Origin of the sequence: Actinomyces israelii DSM 43320, assembly GCF_000711965.1 — a bacterium.
GTDB classification, from domain to species: Bacteria; Actinomycetota; Actinomycetes; order Actinomycetales; family Actinomycetaceae; genus Actinomyces; species Actinomyces israelii.
Genome location: NZ_JONS01000059.1, coordinates 1 through 17,521, shown reverse-complemented (window position 1 = coordinate 17,521; position 17,521 = coordinate 1). Strand labels below are relative to the sequence as shown.

10 protein-coding genes and 2 pseudogenes are annotated in these 17,521 nt (G+C 71.3%); 4 read left to right on the top strand and 8 right to left on the bottom strand.

The window, feature by feature from the left end:
• Positions 1–103 precede the first annotated feature (103 nt).
• Positions 104–253, bottom strand: coding sequence for a hypothetical protein (locus O145_RS18430; RefSeq protein ID WP_156966787.1), 150 nt, complete (start codon positions 251–253; stop codon positions 104–106).
• 587 nt (positions 254–840) lie between these two features.
• Between O145_RS18430 and O145_RS13900 the strand changes: the two genes are divergently transcribed.
• Positions 841–3,822, top strand: coding sequence for an ATP-dependent helicase (locus tag O145_RS13900; protein ID WP_043564035.1), 2,982 nt, complete (start codon positions 841–843; stop codon positions 3,820–3,822).
• Between the two features lie 472 nt (positions 3,823–4,294).
• On the opposite strand, the gene O145_RS13895 is transcribed toward O145_RS13900, so the two are convergent.
• Complete coding sequence (locus tag O145_RS13895; RefSeq protein WP_324252508.1) at positions 4,295–5,644, bottom strand: sugar porter family MFS transporter; 1,350 nt, start codon at positions 5,642–5,644, stop codon at positions 4,295–4,297.
• Between the two features lie 97 nt (positions 5,645–5,741).
• Positions 5,742–7,931, bottom strand: coding sequence for a nucleoside/nucleotide kinase family protein (locus O145_RS13890; RefSeq protein WP_084682643.1), 2,190 nt, complete (start codon positions 7,929–7,931; stop codon positions 5,742–5,744).
• A 175-nt stretch (positions 7,932–8,106) separates the two neighbouring features.
• Between O145_RS13890 and O145_RS13885 the strand changes: the two genes are divergently transcribed.
• Positions 8,107–8,838, top strand: coding sequence for an SDR family oxidoreductase (locus O145_RS13885; RefSeq protein ID WP_043564031.1), 732 nt, complete (start codon positions 8,107–8,109; stop codon positions 8,836–8,838).
• A gap of 70 nt (positions 8,839–8,908) precedes the next feature.
• On the opposite strand, the gene O145_RS13880 is transcribed toward O145_RS13885, so the two are convergent.
• Positions 8,909–9,907: a LacI family DNA-binding transcriptional regulator gene (locus O145_RS13880; RefSeq protein WP_043564029.1), complete on the bottom strand. Its 999-nt coding sequence runs from the start codon at positions 9,905–9,907 to the stop codon at positions 8,909–8,911.
• Between the two features lie 774 nt (positions 9,908–10,681).
• On the opposite strand from O145_RS13880, the gene O145_RS19405 reads away from it, so the two are divergent.
• Positions 10,682–11,314: a CPBP family intramembrane glutamic endopeptidase gene (locus O145_RS19405; RefSeq protein ID WP_229118590.1), complete on the top strand. Its 633-nt coding sequence runs from the start codon at positions 10,682–10,684 to the stop codon at positions 11,312–11,314.
• Positions 11,315–11,373: 59 nt separating this feature from the next.
• Here the strand turns inward: O145_RS19405 and O145_RS13870 are convergent, their stop codons facing one another.
• From O145_RS13870 to O145_RS13855, 4 genes and pseudogenes are all read right to left on the bottom strand, one after another.
• Positions 11,374–12,093 carry a nitroreductase gene (locus O145_RS13870; RefSeq protein WP_043564027.1) on the bottom strand — a complete coding sequence of 240 codons (720 nt, stop codon included), beginning with the start codon at positions 12,091–12,093 and terminating at the stop codon, positions 11,374–11,376.
• A gap of 79 nt (positions 12,094–12,172) precedes the next feature.
• A pseudogene (locus O145_RS19765) lies at positions 12,173–12,806 on the bottom strand (sugar O-acetyltransferase).
• Entirely contained in the window at positions 12,803–15,283 is a 2,481-nt protein-coding gene (locus tag O145_RS13860; RefSeq protein ID WP_084682642.1) for a glycoside hydrolase family 3 C-terminal domain-containing protein, read from the bottom strand. Before O145_RS13860 ends, O145_RS19765 begins: the two are co-directional and overlap by 4 nt.
• Complete coding sequence (locus O145_RS13855; protein WP_084682641.1) at positions 15,280–16,953, bottom strand: MDR family MFS transporter; 1,674 nt, start codon at positions 16,951–16,953, stop codon at positions 15,280–15,282. The genes O145_RS13860 and O145_RS13855 overlap by 4 nt, the downstream gene beginning before the upstream one ends.
• A 246-nt stretch (positions 16,954–17,199) precedes the next feature.
• Here O145_RS13855 and O145_RS13850 point away from each other — a divergent pair.
• Positions 17,200–17,521 (top strand): annotated as a pseudogene (locus O145_RS13850) (ABC transporter substrate-binding protein); the annotation flags it as partial.

Genomic DNA, 17,521 nt, shown 5'->3' with positions numbered 1-17,521 from the left:
CCCCGGAGAACACCTTCGCGGCCTTCACCGCCTACATCACCAACCGCACCTTCGACTACGACTTCGAGCACCTCCCAGTCACACCGCCACACACCGATCTTGTTTAATTCCAGCCATATGCGCCCCGGTCGATTCGTACGCCGGGGAGGGCGAGTGCCGAGTGAAGAACCTTCTCGAAGTTCTGCCCGAGCAGGTCGGCCTCCTTCTCGGAGGTGATGTCTGCGAGTCCTGCGGGCGTGGCCTGCGGCGTCATGGGGATGCCTCTATTTCTGGGTATTTCTGGGGTTGTGAGAAACAGGGACGTCGCCGTCCCGACGGAGGATCGTACAGCGCCGCAGGCGTCCGGGCCAGGCCCTGCGCCGCGGTCGCGCCCGCACCGCGCCCGCCCGGCCTCGGATCGGCTCCGAGGCAGGCGGGCCGCCGCCCTCTCGTCGAGATCGGTCGTATTCCGGCTCGAGATCGGTTCACTTCCGCGCCGAGATCGGTCCGCGGGGCTCGGTGAGCATCTGCCGGCTGCTCTCAGCCGCCCCGGGGCTGGTCATCGCGACGACTGGCTCCGGGGTGGGACAGGTGATCACCCATGCGCCATCAAGACGGCCGATGGTCTCGGGCGTGGCGGAGATTGGCGTGATTCTGCGATTCTGTGACGCGGACCGGACGGTACGGGACGCTGAAGGTGCGCAGGACGATCTCTGTCCGGGGCGCAACAGCGCTCGGCGGACGCCTCGAACCGATCTCGGTGCGGAACCGGACCGATCTCGGCGAAAGGGAACCGCGGGCCCGGGCCAGGCCCCGTGTCGCGACCGCACCGCGCCCGCCTGGCTTAGGCTTGGCCCCACGATGAACGCGACTAACTCCCTCTTCGGTGGACTGCCCATGCCCGGCCACGGCACCGGCCCCACGCCCCCGCCCGAGGCGGTACTGCCTTCGCTGACGCCCGCCGACGACTGGCCGGGCGGCGCCTGGGCCGACGCCGATCCGCCAGACGAGGACGACGGCTATGACGGCTATGACGACGACCCCGACGTCTTCGTCCCCTCCCAGCGGGACCAGGCCGAGGCCGACGCCTGGGAGAACCGGCAGCACGAGGCCGCCGCGCTCGTCGCCCGGGCCCAGACCGCTGCGGCCGCGGCCCGCGCCCGCAGCGGCGAGGCCGGCACCGTGCCCTCAGCGCCGTCGCCGTCGTCGTACGCCCCCGGCGCCCCCGCCTGGGGCGTGACCGTGGCCGACCCCGCGGACCTCCTGACTGGTCTCAACCCGGCTCTCAACCCGGCCCAGGCGCGGGCCGTCACCCACGCCGGAAGCCCGCTGCTCATTATCGCCGGAGCCGGCAGCGGCAAGACCCGGGTACTGACCCACCGCATCGCCCACCTCATCGCCACCGGCCGCGCCCGCCCCGGCGAGATTCTCGCCATCACCTTCACCAACAAGGCCGCCGCCGAGATGCGCGAGCGCGTCACTGCCCTGGTGGGCCCCGCCGGGGAGCGCATGTGGGTCTCCACCTTCCACTCCGCCTGCGTGCGCATCCTGCGCCGCGAGCACGAGGCCGCCGGCCTGCGCTCCACCTTCTCCATCTACGACGCCGCCGACTCCACCCGCCTGGTCACCCTCATCGTGCGCGAGCTTGGCATCGACCCCAAGCGCTTCACCCCCAAGACCTTCGCCCACCGCATCTCCGACTTGAAGAACGAGCTGGTCACTCCCGCCCAGTACGCGGAGAGGGCCGTCACCTCCAACCCGTTGGACCGCCACCTGACTGAGGTCTACCGCGCCTACGCCGAGCGCCTGGCCGCCGCCAACGCCCTGGACTTCGACGACCTCATTATGCGCACGGTCCAGCTCCTCCAGACCCGGCCCGCTGTGGCCGAGATGTACCGGCGCCGGTTCCGCCACGTGCTCGTCGACGAGTACCAGGACACCAACCACGCCCAGTACGTGCTCGTGCGCGAGCTCGTCGGCGGGCCCGGGACCTCGGGCGCCGGCAGCCCCGTCCCACCCGGCGAGCTGACCGTCGTCGGCGACTCCGACCAGTCCATCTACGCCTTCCGCGGCGCCACCATCCGCAATATCGAGGAGTTCGAGCAGGACTACCCCAGTGCCCGCACCATCCTGCTGGAGCAGAACTACCGCTCCACCCAGAACATCCTGAGCGCCGCCAACGCCGTCATCTCCCGCAACTCCGGGCGCCGGGAGAAGAACCTGTGGACCGACTCCGGCGACGGGCCCGCGATCGTCGGCTACGTCGCCGACTCCGAGCACGATGAGGCCCGCTGGATCAGCCAGGAGATCGACCGCCTGTCCGACGTCGAGGGCGTGCGCCCCCGCGACGTCGCCGTCTTCTACCGCACCAACTCCCAGTCACGCGCCCTGGAGGAGGCCTTCCTGCGCTCCGGCCAGCCATACAAGGTCGTCGGCGGCACCCGCTTCTACGAGCGCCGTGAGATCAAGGACGCCATCGCCTACCTGCGCGCCATTGACAACCCCGACGACGACGTCAACCTGCGCCGCATCCTCAACGTCCCCAAGCGCGGCCTGGGGGACAAGGCGGAGTCGGTCCTGGCCGAGCACGCCGCCCGCCACGGAGTCTCCTTCGGCACCGCCATCGCCGACGCCGCCGGGGCGATGCGCCCGGCCGACGAGGGCGACGCCGCCGGGGACCTGGACGCACCCGGCCAGGAGCCGCCCGCCGTCGAGGGCCTGACCGCCCGCGCCCGCACCCAGGCGACCCGCTTCCACGAGCTGCTCGCCTCCCTGCGCGGCCGGCTCACCGAGGGCGACGGCGTCGCCGACCTCCTGGACTCCGCCCTGGACGCCTCCGGCTACCTCGCCGAGCTGCGCGCCAGCGACGACCCGCAGGACGCCACGCGCGTGGAGAACCTCGCCGAGCTCCACTCGGTGGCCTCCGACTTCCAGGCCGCCAACCCCGAGGGCACCCTGGCGGACTTCCTGGAGCGGGTCAGCCTTGTGGCAGACTCCGACCAGCTGCCGCCGTCGGCCGACCTCGCCGCCATGTCCGAGGGGGAGCGGGCGGCCGCGGCCGCCGCCGAGGAGCAGGGGCAGGTCACCCTCATGACCGTCCACACCGCCAAGGGACTGGAGTTCCCGGTCGTCTTCGTCACCGGCATGGAGGACGGCACCTTCCCGCACTCGCGCGCCCTGGCCGAGGACGCCGAGCTCGCCGAGGAGCGCCGCCTGGCCTACGTGGCCCTCACTCGCGCCCGCCAGCGCCTCTACGTCACCCGCGCCGCCGTGCGCAGCGCCTGGGGCGCCGCCAGCGCCATGCCCGCCTCCCGATTCCTGGACGACATCCCCGCCGAGACCATGGAGTGGAAGCGCATCACCTCCTCCATGGACGCGCTGCGCGGCGGCGGCACCGGCTGGGGGAGCGGCTGGGGCGAGGGCGGCTTCGCCTCCGGGCGCGGGCCCTACGGCGGCCGGGGCGGGAGGGAGGCGGACGACGACGACTTCGCACCGGCCATTGGCTCGGGGCGGCGCGGCGGCGGCCGGCCGAAGCGGCTCGGGCGGGTCGAGACCCCCAAGGACCGGGCCGAGGCGAGGCGCGCCAAGCGCCTGGCCGCCCGCGGCAAGCCGGTGCGGCTCGATGGCAGCGGCGACGCGGACTCGGACTCCGCGGCCCTGCCAGAGGCGGTGGCCGGCCTCAAGGTCGGCGACCGGGTGCGGCACACGTCCTACGGGGTGGGCGCCGTCGTCGGCCTGGAGGGATCGGGGCGCTCCACAGTGGCGCGCGTCGAGTTCACCATCGACGGCGCCGCGGTCACCAAGCGCCTCATGCTGCGCCTGGCCCCGATCACCCGGGCCTGAGCGGGTGGGAGAGCCGGGACCCGCCGACTCCTGCGATTTTTTCGTTTCTTGCTCATCATGAGCGCGTGACGTCTGCTGTGAAGACGACGGCGCTTCCCCCGGAGAGATGCGGTCCTCGCCGACCTGGAGGCGCTGCTGGTCGCCGACGGGTCTGCCCGGTTGGAAGGGGCGGGCGGCGATGGCAGAGATGACGCGGCAGGCGGTTGCTGACGGCCTTTATGAGACTGCTGAGGAAGACTATCTCCAGCTTTATGGTCGGAGCGTGTTGTCGCCGAACGACGGGCATGTGCCTGATGCTGCCGTCGCCCGTGCCGGGGCACCGCGTTTTGTCTCGCTCGTGCCTGTGCGTGGTTGTTCGGGCTGATCGGGCGTCGAGCTCACCGTCGACGGCGCCGCGCCCACCGAGTGCCTCGTGCTGCGGCCAGGACCAGCCGCAGCACGAGGCTCCGGGATGTCCGGGTACGGAAGGCGGTTACCGGCCCCGCCGTGATGGACTGTCGAGCGCAGCCGCCATGTGCTCCAGGCTTACTTGCTTCGTCTCGGGCATAATGCGCAGCACCCAGATGAGCAGACCGATCATGCACGCGAAGAAGACGAGGAAGGCTGCGCCCCCGCCCAGGGACGCCGCGATGCCGGGAAAGGTCCAGGAGGTGAGTGCTGCGAAGAGCCAGTGGACGAATCCTCCTAGAGCCTGCCCCTTGCCTCTTACCTTGTTCGGGAAGATCTCGGAGATGAATACCCAGATGACAGCGCCCTCGCCGAAGGCGTGCGAAGCGATGAATACGAGCACGCTGACGAGGACGAGCATCGAGCTGCCGGCAGTGAAGTCGCCGCCGGTCCCGAGGAAAAGCGCGGAGACGGTCCCCAGCGAGATGAGATAGCCTATTGAGCCTGCGAGCATGAGCCTGCGACGACCCACGCGGTCGATGATGCTCAGGCCGGCCATCGTGGCCAGGAGATTGACGATGCCGACGACGACGGACTGAAGCATCGCGGTGTTGCCGCTGGCCCCGGTCATGCGGAAGATCTCGGGGGCGTAGTAGAGGACCGCGTTGATGCCGGAGAGCTGGTTGAATGCGGCGATTGCGATAGCCAGGAGAATCGCTCGACGATGAGCGGCCACGAAGAGCCTGGCACCCGATGCATCCGCTTCGGCGGCTTCCGCCTGCTCGATCTGCGCGTACTCGGAAAGGAGCTCCTTCTCGGAGGCTGTCAGGAGTCCCAGGACGTGCCGGGACTCCTCGTAACGACCGGTCGTGTAGAGCCAGCGGGGGCTCTCCGGCACCGTGAAGACGAGCAGGAAGAACACTAGAGCCGGAGCCGCTTCGGCCACGAGCATCCAGCGCCAGGCGATCTGCTCGCTGGCCAGCTGGGCGATGACCCAGTTGGACAGGTAGGCCAGCAGGATGCCGAGAACGACATTGAACTGGACCAGGCCGACAAGACGCCCGCGTATCCGGGCGGGAGAGATCTCCGAGGTGTAGACGGGGGCGACGACGCTCGCTGCGCCAACGCCGAGCCCGCCGATGAATCGGAAGAACATGAACAGGTACCAGTTCGACACGAGGCCGCTGCCGACGGCGGAGACGATGTAGAGCAGACCAATGGTGTACAGGACCTTTTTGCGGCCGAACCGGTCAGCGGGCATGCCGCCGAGCAGGGCGCCGATAATTGTGCCGATGAGCGCGGTCGCGACGGTAAAACCAAGTCCGAAGCCGGACAGGTCGAAGACCCGAGACAGTGACTCGGTGGTACCGGAGATGACGGCTGTGTCAAATCCGAATAGCAAGCCTCCCAGGGCGGCGACAACCGCGCTGCGCAGGACGAGGCCGGTAGCTCCGGCGCCGGCGGAGGAAATGGAGGGTGGGGACGGGGGAGGGGGGGGTCGGTCGATGTGGGTGTCATGGAGATCTCCTTGGTCAGGGCTTCACGGTCGCGGTCAGCAGGGTCGGTCGTAGGCCTTGGGCACATAGCCGGTCTCGGGCACGCAGGAAAGCGGCCCGCAGCTCGGGCGAGGAGGCGAGGTCCCCGAGAACCTCCGGGGTCTCGAGGAAGGCGCCGGGTCGGGTGCGCTCCTCGCGGACGGCGGCCAGGAGCCGGTCGCGCAGCGGGTCAGGCAGGTCGAGGACGTCGGCGCCGGACTGCTCGAAGGCGTCGAGGCGCTGGTACCAGCCGGCCAGGATGAGGGCGCTGTGGCCGATGCCGTCGCCGGCGGCGAGGCGGTCCCGGATGACGGGGACGAGGAAGGTCGCCAACCGGTCGGAGGCGTCCACCACCTGGCGCGCCAGGGTGTCGCGCACCGCCTTCCCGGCGAGGCGCTCCTCCAGGGACCGGCAGTAGGCCTCCGGGTCGATCCCGGGAACGGGGCCGAGCGTCGGCAGGGCCTCATGACGCATGTAGCTGCCGACGAACCCGGCCAGGTCCTTGTCCTGCATGGCCTCGTGCACCATGGTGTGCCCGGCGAGCAGGCCGAGGTGGCCCAGCGCCTGGTGGGAGGCGTTGAGCAGGCGCAGCTTCATCCGCTCGTAGGGGGTGACGTCCTCGACGACGTGCACTCCGACCTCCTCGAAGGCGGGCCGTCCCCCGCGGAACCGGTCCTCGACCACCCACTGGATGAAGGACTCCGCGCGCACGGGCCAGGCGTCCTCGACGCCGAAGTGTTCGGCGAGGCCCATCCTGGTGCGATCGGTGGTCGCGGGCGTGATGCGGTCGACCATGGAGCTGGGGAAGTCGACGTTCTCGTCGATCCAGGGGGCGAGGTCGGGGATGCGGCGCAGCGCGAAGCCGCGCACGGCCTCCCGGGCGACCGCGCCATTGTGCGGCAGGTTGTCGCAGCTCATGATCGTCGCGCCCCCGGCGCCGGTGAGCCTGCGGCGCTGGAGCGCGGCGACGACGAGTCCCAGGGCGCTGCCCGGCGCGTCGTCGCCGTCGGCCGCGAGATCCGCGAGCACGGCTCGGGAACGAGGGGAGAACTCGCCCGCGCCGTCTGTCTCATACCCTCCCTCGGTGATCGTCATGGAGATGATCCGGGTCTGCGGCGCTGAGAGCGCGTCGATGACGGCCTGCGGGTCCTCGGGGGCGAACAGGTACTGCGAGAGCGCGCCGATCACACGGGCGTGCTCGGCCCCGTCTGGGTCGACCGTGACCAGGGTGTAGAGATTGTCCTGCCCCGCGAGCGCATCGCGCAGGGCCCGATCCTGCTCCAGGACTCCGACTCCGATGAGTCTCCACCGCAGTTCTCCGGCGCAGCGGAGCCGGTCGACGTACTGGGCGAGGTGGGCGCGGTGGAATCCGCCGACGCCGAGGTGGACGATCTGCTGCTCCCCGGCCCGGCGGTCGTAGCCCGGGACGGCGACGGACGGGTCCAGGCAGGGCAGAGTCGATGCCGCCAGCGCCTTGCTCGTCATTCCCCTGCCCCGTTCCAGTACGGCATCCGCGAGCTCTCGAGCGCGTTCAACGGTCTGCGCGTTGCGCGCATCGACCGTGCGCACCCACTGCGCCGAGTGGTCGGGGGTGTCGCCGTGCGCGATGCGCCTGGCTATGAGCCGCTCCTCCCGCAGGGACCGGGGCACTTCCACGTACCACGTGGTGTCGAGCAGCGGTGCGAGGGCCTGCCAGCCCTCGCCGTCGTGCAGCAGGTAGTTGCCCTCGGTGATGATGAGCGGCACGTCCCGCGGGATCGCGATCGCCCCGGCGATCGGCAGCTCGATGGAGCGGTCGAAGCGAGGGGCGTAGACCACGTCCTCGTCCCGGCGGCGCAGGCGGCCCAGGAGGCTCGCGAAACCGGTGACGTCGAAGGTGTCGGGGGCTCCCATCCGGTCCCTGCGTCCAAGGCGGACGAGCTCCTCCTGCGCGAGATGGAATCCGTCCATGGGGACCAGGACGGCGTCGTCTCCCAGCGCCTGGACGATCTTCTGCGCGACGGTCGACTTGCCGGAGCCCGGCGGTCCGACGATCCCCATAATGGTCCGCTCTCCCGAGTGCGAGGCACGGGCGGCGAGCTCGACGGCCAGGTCGACAGCCAGGCAGAGGTCGCTGATCCGGGTCTGGTCGTGCATCCCGCGTTCTGCCGCGCCGGCGGGTCGGCGCGGGTCTGATGTCGCGCTCATGGTTCCTCCTCATCGAGTGTTCCGGGTGAGAAGACGGTAACTGAGGCATGACACCGGAGTCAATTATGATTAACATCATAATGACATCGGAGTCATGGAGGTGTTGGCTGTTGGTTGTCAACGCCGGATACTCCGGCGCCCCCGGTTGTCCCGGGAGGCATGCAAGGAGGCACACATGGACGACTTCTTCGATGGACGCACGATCCTGGTCACCGGTGCGAGCGGAGGCATCGGCGGCGCAGCCGTCCGGCGCCTTTGCGCCCGTGGCGCGACCGTCCTGGCCGGAGGACGCAATGAGAAGGTTCTGGCGGCGCTGGCCGATGAGACCGGCGCGCAGCCACTGCCGTTCGAGCTGACCGAGGAGGACAGCGTCCGCAGGGCGATCGAGGGCCGCGACCTGTACGGCGTCGTCAACTGCGGCGGCTGGGGAGGGGCCATTGAGACGCCGATGGAGGCCGACGTCGAGGTCTTCGACAAGGTGATGGCCATCAACGCCCGCAGTGCGCTGCTCGTGACGAAGTACGCCTCGCGGGAGATGGTGCGCGTCGGCCGGGGCGGGGCGATTGTCAACGTCTCCAGCCAGGCGAGCCTGGTCGGTCTCAAGGGCCACATCGCCTACGGCTCCTCCAAGGCCGCACTGGACAACATCACGCGGGTCTCCGCTCTGGAGCTCGGCGAGTACGGCATTCGCGTCAACAGCGTCAACCCGACTGTCGTGATGACGCCCATGTCCGCGTGGTACTGGGGCAGGCCGGAGATCGAGGGGCCCTACCTGGAGCAGATGCCCCTGGGGCGCTGGGCCACCGAGGACGACATCGCCGGTCCCATCGTCTTCCTGCTCAGCGACGATGCGGCGATGATCACCGGTGCGAGCCTGCCGATCGACGGCGGCTACACCAACCGCTGACGGGAGGAGGGGCCGCACCGCACGTCCGGGTCCGCCGGCCCGGGTGCGCTGGACGCGCCGGCGGCGGCGGTCACGACGCGGTGCGGCCCCGGCGGAGGCACGAGCCCCTGTGAATGAGGCGGACGGGAAGCACGGTCCGTGTCGGCGAGTCGTCTCCCAGCGGACCGCGGCTGCGCGCCAGGAGCCGTTCGGCGGCCAGAGACCCCATGGCCGCGGGGTCCTGGTCGACGGCGCACACCGGGGGCGTGAGCGAGGACGCCATGGGGAAGTCCCCGAAGGATGCCAGCGAGAGATCGGTGTCGAGCAGCGGAGGCACGAGCAGCATCGTGCATGCGGCGTTGGAGGAGAACACGGCGGTGGGAGGGTCCGCGAGCCCGATGAGACCGCGGACCGCCGCGGCCGCGGTCTCATCGTCGATCACCCCGAGGCGCTCGAGCTCGGGCCGGCTCGGCAGCCCGTGCTCACGCAGAACCTCCCGGTACACGCGTTGGCGCTCACGCGTGGTGGGAAGGTCGCAGTCGTCTCCGGTGAAGGCGATGGTCCGGTGACCGTGCTCGATGAGGTGCGCGACGGCGAGCCCGGCCCCTGCGGCGTCGTCGTGGCGGATGGCGTCGGAGCGGTAGCCGACCGGCTCCCGGTCCACGAACACGACGGGGACTCCGGCGGCGGCGTCGTCGAGGTACCCCTGGTCGGGCCCGATCGGCGCCATCATGAGACCGCTCGGTGCGCGGCGCAGGAGGCTGCGCACAATGGCCTCCTCACGGCTCGGGTCGTGGCCCAGGCTCGCCACGAGGGTCGACATGTCCGCCTCGCGCGCGACGGCGTCGACGGCGCGCACGATCGCAGCGAAGAAGGGGTCCCCGACGTCGGGGACGGCAATGCCGAGCACAGGGACCCGTCCCGATCGGAAGACCCCGGCGATCGGGTTGGCGACGTAGCCGAGGTCCCGCATCGCGCTGCGCACCCGCTCGCGAGTTTCGGGGCGCACGTGGGGATCGTCGTTGAAGACGCGGGACACGGTCTTCTGACTGACTCGCGCGTGCGCGGCCACCTCGCGCATCGTGACCATCGGGCCTCCTGAAACTCATGGCGGTGACGGGCGGAGGTTATTCAATCACGGGTGAGCTCTCGGAGGGCCGCTGAGAGCCGGCGTCCGCTATATGACTGCGCGTACTAACGGGCGACCCGGCCGGTCTCGGCGGGTGGTGCCGGCACCACCACGGCTGTGGTGCCGGCACCATGGAAGGGCGAGCCGCTGGGTGATGGCATTGCCCTGTGACACGTCATCCCTCTTCCGACGCCCCTTCCGCCGAGCGTTGTCGGGCGGACTGCCCATACCGCGGCGGGAGCCGCTGCCCGGACGATCCTGGGACGCCTCTCCTTCCTCGAGACGACGCCGGAGGCGGGCGCACTCGGGATCATGGGGCCATGAGCTGCACTTCAGTACCACCCCGTGTACGGCGCCCCGGCTTCCTCGACCATCTTGTTCCGCCGGCGATCGAGTCGGCGCACAGGGACGAGGACGCCGCGCGGCTCTGGGGCGTCCAGCTGCCCCTGGGCATTCTGCTGTACGTCGTGGCGCAGGCGCTCGGAGGGGCGACGGGCGCACTTGTCGGCGTTGTCCTCGGAGAGACGACGAGGGACGCGATTGCGGGAGCGGCAGGGCGTCGGATCACGCTCTTCCCCACCGGCCTGCTCATCGGCTCGGTCGTGACGGCCGTCATCGGCCTTGCCGGATACCGGGGGCTCATGCGGCTCGTCCGCAGGAGGACGGTCCGCGAGCTGTCCGGCCCGGGCCGGCTCCGCGAGCTCGGCGCCGGCCTGGGGTGGGGGGGCCGCTCTCATGGTCGCGGTCTTCGCCGTCCTCGCCGTGATCGGCTCCTACCGGATTGCCGCGGTCGGCTGGGACAAGGGCATTCTTATCGGCCTGGCAGCCGGGATCATGGCCGGTGTCGGCGAGGAGCTCCTCTTTCGGGGCATCCTGCTCCGTCTTCTGGAGGCGTGGCTCGGCTCGTGGTGGGCGCTGGCCGTGACCGCGGTCCTGTTCGGCGCAGTGCACCTCGGCAATACGGATGCCACCGCGTTCGGCGCTGTGGCCATCGCCCTGGAGGCGGGCGTGCTCCTGGGGGCGTGCTACCTGGTGACGCGGCGACTGTGGTTCGTGATCGGTCTGCACGCGGCCTGGAACTTCGTCCAGGGCGGCATCTTCGGCTCCGAGATCTCGGGGACGGTCAGAAGCCGGGGGCTGTTCGAGGCGTCGTTCAGCGGCTCGGACGTCCTCACCGGGGGCGGCATGGGCGTAGAGGGCTCCGTGGTCGCCGTCATCGTATGCACGGCGGCGGGTGCGGCCATGGCGGTCACCGCGCATCGGCGCGGGCTCATCGTCCCGCCCGTGTGGCGACGTCGTCGGGAGGCGCAGGATGCGGAGACCTCCGCGGCGACCGCGGGCGGCCCCGCTGAGCGCGGCCCTCGCTGAGCAGCGCGCGGAAGGGGCGGCGGGCTCGTGCGATGGGCGGTCGCTCAGCCGCAGCCGGTTCACGACCGGGCCGGCACCAGCCGCACAGGCCGCCGCTCCGCCCGGAAGTCGTTGACCGGGGCGTCCGAGGCGTAGCCCAGGGCGAAGCCCGTGATGAGGCGGTAGTCGGCCGGCACCTCGAACTCGGCGTCGAGCGGGCCGCGCCAGGTGGCGAGAATCCCGATGGGGCAGGAGTCGACCCCGCGGGCCCGGGCCGACAGGAACAGGGTCTGGAGCATGATCCCGGCGTCGAGGGCCGCGAAGGGCATGAGCCCGGAGTGGATGAGGACGAATCCCATGACGGGTGCGCCGAAGGCCTCGCAGTTGCGTCGGTTCACTTCGTCGCGCCGTGCCCGGTCCCCGCGCGCCACTCCGAGGTGCTCGTACAGGGCCCTGCCGACGGCGATCGAGTGCACACGCAGGTCCGCCGGGTAGGGCGCCCAGACCTTGTAGTCGCCGTCGGGGATGTTGCCGGCCAGCGCCAGCCTGGCCAGGGCCCCACGCTCCCTGTGCTGCACGCCGAGCGTCTTGTCGAACTCCCGCACGTAGGCCGCGCGCAGCCGGTCGGCCCGGTCCCCGGTGGCCAGCGCCAGCATGAAGGGGCGCGTATTCGACCAGCTCGGCGCCTGCCGGGCGTCGTCGAGAATCTTGTCGAGCACCTCGGCCGGCACGGGGTCGGGGCGGAAGTCCCGCACCGAGTGCCGGGAGGCCGCCAGGTCTGAGAAGGATGCGGCGTCCACGCTGACTCCTTGACGTGTTACTGCTGGGGCTGTTGTTGCTCAGAACCGATCTCGGTGCGGAGCTGGACCGATCTCGGCGTCAGTGGCGGGGGCCGAAGGTCGAGTCGTCCAGGGTGCGGACGACGCGCGCCGGGCTGCCCACCGCCAGGGAGCGCGCCGGGATGTCCCGGGTCACCACCGAGCCCGCGCCGATGACGCAGCTTTCGCCGATCCGCACCCCCGGGCACACGATGACGCCCCCGCCGAGCCACACATTGTCCTCGATGACGATCGGGTCGGCGCTCTCCAGCCCGACCCGCCGCGGCGTCGGCTCCAGGGGGTGGACTGGGGTGAGCAGCTGGACGCCGGGGCCGATCTGGCAGTGCGCGCCAATGGTGATGGGGGCGACGTCCAGGGCCACCAGCCCGTAGTTGGCGAAGGTGCCCTTGCCGACGGCGATGTTCTCCCCCGTAGTCCACGCGCACCGGCGGCAGCAGGCGGGCGCCCGGCGCGAGGTGGGGCAGGGCGGCGCGCAGGTGCTCCTCGGCGTCGTCCTCGCCCATGGCGAAGGCGCGCTCGTAGAGGTGGAGCTCGCGGCGGGCGCGGGCGGCGATCCGGGCGTTGTCCGGGTCGTCGGAGACGTACCAGTCGCCGGCGAGCATGCGCTCGCGGTTGGTGCGCGCGTCCCCGGCGAAGTAGGGCCGGGCCTGGGCGAAGGGGGTCTCCTCGGTCATGGGCGCGAGCCTACCGGCCCGGTCGCCGGCCCACTCGGAGCCGGCCCCGCCAGGGCCCGGGTGGTCAGCGCCATGCGCAGCACATTGCGTCCCGTGCGCTGGAGCTCGCCCAGAGTCAGGTGCTCGCCGGAGTCGTCGTCGGGGTCGTAGCAGGCCAGGACGGCGTCGTCGTGCCCCTCGGCCCGGGTGCTGGTGTACGTGCGCCCGCCGGGCATGAGGACGTCTACCTGCGCGCGCACGCGCGTGGCGGAGTCGGCGAGAGAGGCGAAGAGCGGGTCGGGGGCGTAGCGCATCCACCAGTCGGTGATGACCAGGCCCCTATAGCCCCACTCCCCGCGCAGGATCGTGGTGGCCAGGTCGTAGCTGTAGTGGGCCCACTGCCCGTTGATCTTGTTGTAGCTGGTCATGATCGTGCGGGGGCGGGCCCGCTCCACGCAGATGCGGAAGCCCCGCAGGTAGATCTCGCGCAGGGCCCGCTGGGACACGCGCGAGTCGTTGACCCACCGCTGAGTCTCCTGGTTGTTGCAGGCCAGGTGCTTGGGGCAGGCGGACGCGCCCCGCGACTGGATGCCGCGCACGTAGGCGGCCGCCGTCAGGCCCGTCAGCAGCGGGTCCTCGGAGTAGTACTCGAAGCTGCGCCCGCACAGCGGGTCGCGGTGGATGTTCATGCCGGGGGCGAGCAGGACGTCGGAGCCCTTGCGGAGCATCTCCTCGGCGTGGAGGCCCTCGAGCTCCTCGACCAGGGCCGGGTCCCAGGCGGAGGCGAGCGCCGTGCCGCACGGCAGCAGGGAGGCGAAGGCCGACACCCGGATGCCCGACGGTCCGTCGGTGGTGATGACCGGCGGCACGCCCAGGGCGCGCAGACCCTCGGTCAGGCCCCCGAAGGCGCCGGCGTTGCCGGGCGCCCCCAGCGGGGAATTCATCTCAATGTCGCCGTAGGCCAGCTGGGCGAGGTCCTGCGCGCTCAGACGGGCCACGACGTCGTCCAGGTCCGCCCTGCCGGCGGCCACGTCCCGCAGGGTGGGGCCGGTCCCGCTCCCGCCGGTGCCCGCGGCCCCGGCGGGGCCGACCGGTTCGGGCAGGCGGGAGACGATGCGCTCGCGCAGGTCGACTGTGGCCGTGGGCACCGGCTCCCAGCCGACGACGACGCCTCCGTCCCGCCCGCGCACTGGCGTCATGCGGTCGAAGGGATGGTCGGGGGAGGGGGCGAGCGCCTCCTCGAGCTGCTCGAGGACCTCGGCGGCCCCGATGTCGACGGCGCCCGCCGCGGCGGTGTCCCGCACGGACAGCCCCACGTGGAGCGGGTGCGCGCCCGCCTCGAGCACCCAGGCGTTGCGGTGCCCGGTGGCCCCGGAGTCGTCGAAGGAGGCCAGGCGCTCCACGGGGAAGGACAGGTCGAGCTCCTGGGTGCCGCCGGGAGCGAGCTCGGCGGTGCGGGCGAAGGCGACGAGCCCGCGCGCCGGCGAGGCCAGCGCGCCGCGCGAGGCCGGGGCGGCGTAGACCTGGACGACCGTGGAGCCGGCCCTCCCCCCGGTGTTGGTCGCCGACGCCGTCAGGCGCACGACGTCCCCCTCGCGCACGGGGGCGCCGGGCGCCACCGCGAAGGTCGTGTAGCCCAGGCCGAATCCGAAGGGGAACTGGACGGCGTCCGGGGCGAAGGTCTCGAAGTAGCGGTAGCCGACGAAGACGTCCTCGGCGTAGTGGTTGGCCTCGGGGTCCCCGAAGTTCGCCGCCGAGGGGCAGTCCTCGTAGCGGCGGGCGATGGTGTCCGGCAGGCGCCCGCCGGGCTCGACGGCGCCGCGCAGCACGTCGGCGACGGCGCGGGCCCCTTCCATCCCGCCCGGCCAGGCGAGCAGGAGCGCGCTCGCGCCCAGCTCTTCGGCCCAGGACAGGTCCATGACGTTGCCGGAGTCGACGATGACGACCGTGCGCTCGAAGCGGGCTGCCACCCGCTCCAGCAGGCGCCGCTCGGGCGCGGTCAGGTAGTAGGAGCCGGGCTCCAGGACGTTCTCCCGGTCCTCGCCGGCCGCGCGGCCGATGACGACGACGGCGACGTCGGCGCGGGCCGCGGCCGCCTCCACGGCCGCCTCGTCCAGCTCCATCTCGGGGTGGGAGCGCGGCCACTTCCCCCACTCCGGGGCGCCGACTGCCTGGGAGGCGCACCAGCTGCGGTAGGTCTCAGCGAGCCCGGAGTCGACGGCGACGCCCGCCTCGACCAGCGAGTCGAGCAGGTTGGTGGTGTAGGGGGCGTTGACGTCCCCGCCCGAGCCGTACCCGACGGCGAACCAGTCGATCTGGACGCGCCCGAAGACTGCGACGCGGGCCGCCGGGTCCAGCGGCAGGACGCCGTCGTTGGTGAGCAGGACCGTGCCGCGGGCGGCCGCCGCGGCGGCCAGACGGGCCAGGCGGGGGTCGACCCGCCGGTCGTCGTCGGCGCTGGCGCTGGTGAGTCCCTGGGCGACCTCGCTGGTGGTCATTGTCCGGCCTCTTCCTCGAAGCGTGCGGTGGCGCCACCAGCATAATCGTCCGAGTGGTCGGCGACCAGGGCGTCGGTCGCGGCGAGCTCCTCCTCGAGCTGCTCCAGGCCGGTCCGCGTCGACAGGGGCAGGGGGCGGAACAGCGCGGCGACGGCGGCGGCCGTGATCAGTACCGGGGCCAACCCCAGCAGCACCGGCGCCAGCGCATGGGCGTAGGCCAGGTGCACGGCGTCGGCCGTGACCGGGTCCAGCGCTCGCACGGCCTCGGGCGTCACCGTGGACACGCCCTCCTCGTCGAACCCGACCAGCGCCAGGGCGGCCGTCAGCCGGGAGGTGAACAGGACCCCGATGATGGAGTTGCCCAGCGAGACGCCGATCTCCCGGAAGAAGTTGTTCGTGCTGGTGGCGGTGCCCAGCATGGAGGCCGGCAGGGCGTTCTGGATGATCAGGACGCTGAGCTGGAGGAACATGCCGATGCCGAGCTGGAGGACGAACATGCCCGCGCTGATCCACCACACCGGCGCGGTGGGCGGCACCAGGCCGAGGACGACCATGCCCGTCGCGCCCAGCAGCGAGCCGAGGACCGGGAAGACCTTGTACCGCCCCGTGCGGGTGACCAGGGCGCCGGAGACCATGGAGCCGATGAACATGCCGGCGCTGCCGGGCACGAGCAGCAGCCCGGACGCCGTCGCCGAGACCCCGTAGACCATCTGCAAGTAGGTCGGCAGGTAGCCGTTGATGCCGAACAGGCAGGCGCACATGAGCACCGCCACGACGGTGGCCACGACGAAGGTGTGGTCGGTCAGGATCCTCGGCGGAAGGATGGGGTCGGCCGCGCGCCGCTCGACCGGCACCAGGGCCGCCCAGGATGCGGCGGTGACGGCACCCAGGCCGATTATGACCGGGCTGGACCAGGCGTAGGTGGTGCCGCCCCAGGTGGCGATGAGCACGATGCCGGTTGAGCCGGTGGCGCTGAGCGTCAGGCCCGCCCAGTCGACGGTGAAGGCGCGCTCGCGTCGGGGCAGGCGCAGGGCGGCGGCGACGGCGATCCACGCGAAGACCCCGAAGGGCAGGAAGAACCAGAACACCCAGCGCCAGCCGAAGGAGTCGGTGAGCCAGCCGCCCAGCAGGGGGCCGAGGATCGCGGCGACGCCGAACATGGCCCCCAGGGGCGCCATGTAGGTGCCGCGCACGCGCGGCGGGATGAGGTCGCCGGTGATGGCCTGGGAGGAGATCATCAGGGCGCCGCCGCCCAGGCCCTGGATGAAGCGCGCGGCCACGAACAGCAGCATGGACGGCGCGAAGCCGCACAGCACCGAGCCGCCGATGAACAGGACGATGCCGGTCAGGTACAGGGGCTTGCGGCCGACGACGTCGCCGAGCTTGCCGGTGACGGGCATGGCCAGCGTCTGGGCGATGGTGTAGGCGGTGATCGCCCAGGACATGTGGGCCACCCCGCCGAGGTCCCCGATGATCGTGGGCAGCGCGGTGGCGACGACCGTGTGGTACATGGCCGTGAGGAAGACGACCATCATGAGGCACACGTAGACGACCCAGAACCGGCGGTCGGGCCGGAAGGTCATGCTCTCGATCGACCCGGCGCCGGGCGGGGCGCCGCTCGGGCCGGTCGTGCCCGCCCGCGGGGCGGGCTCACGTGCTGGGGTGCTCATCGGTTCTCCTCGGGGTGCGCCGGTCCATTCTGCCAAATGGTCGGTTCGGGGGGCGGGCAAGCCGGGCCGGTCGGGCCGGAATATGACGGGGCGGAAGATAACGAATTGATAACGGTACGGATGATCGGGCGCCTGCCCGACGCCCTCCGGCCTAACGTTGCCCTCGACACCTCGTCCGACTGCGGATCTCCCCACCACCACCCGTCCGTCATGCGCGTTTACAGCGTTTCAAGGAGGAAACTACAGATGACTGCTTCGCTTCCACGGCGTCGGTTCATCCAGGGCTCCGCCCTGGCCGCGGCTCTCGGCGCCGCCGCAGCCTGCTCGAATGGCCGGGGGGGGGGGGACACCACTGCTGACTTCTCCGGCACGGGCCCGATCACCTGGGTCCAGGGCAAGGACAACTCCGACGGCAAGGTGCAGGAGCGCATCGACGCGTGGAACGCCGACAACCCGGACGAGCAGGTCACCCTCATTGAGCTCTCCGCCGAGGCGGATCAGCAGCGCCAGTCCCTTATCAACAACGCCCAGACCCAGTCCGATGCCTACGACGTCATCTCCGTAGACA

What these genes read in the sequence shown, in the direction of transcription:
- O145_RS19405 (WP_229118590.1), top strand. Translation starts at nt 10,682, where the DNA reads ATGGTCGCGGTCTTCGCCGTCCTCGCCGTGATCGGCTCCTACCGGATT.
- O145_RS13880 (WP_043564029.1), bottom strand. Translation starts at nt 9,907, where the DNA reads ATGGTCACGATGCGCGAGGTGGCCGCGCACGCGCGAGTCAGTCAGAAG.
- O145_RS13890 (WP_084682643.1), bottom strand. Translation starts at nt 7,931, where the DNA reads ATGAGCGCGACATCAGACCCGCGCCGACCCGCCGGCGCGGCAGAACGC.
- O145_RS13855 (WP_084682641.1), bottom strand. Translation starts at nt 16,953, where the DNA reads ATGAGCACCCCAGCACGTGAGCCCGCCCCGCGGGCGGGCACGACCGGC.
- O145_RS13885 (WP_043564031.1), top strand. Translation starts at nt 8,107, where the DNA reads ATGGACGACTTCTTCGATGGACGCACGATCCTGGTCACCGGTGCGAGC.
- O145_RS13900 (WP_043564035.1), top strand. Translation starts at nt 841, where the DNA reads ATGAACGCGACTAACTCCCTCTTCGGTGGACTGCCCATGCCCGGCCAC.
- O145_RS13860 (WP_084682642.1), bottom strand. Translation starts at nt 15,283, where the DNA reads ATGACCACCAGCGAGGTCGCCCAGGGACTCACCAGCGCCAGCGCCGAC.
- O145_RS18430 (WP_156966787.1), bottom strand. Translation starts at nt 253, where the DNA reads ATGACGCCGCAGGCCACGCCCGCAGGACTCGCAGACATCACCTCCGAG.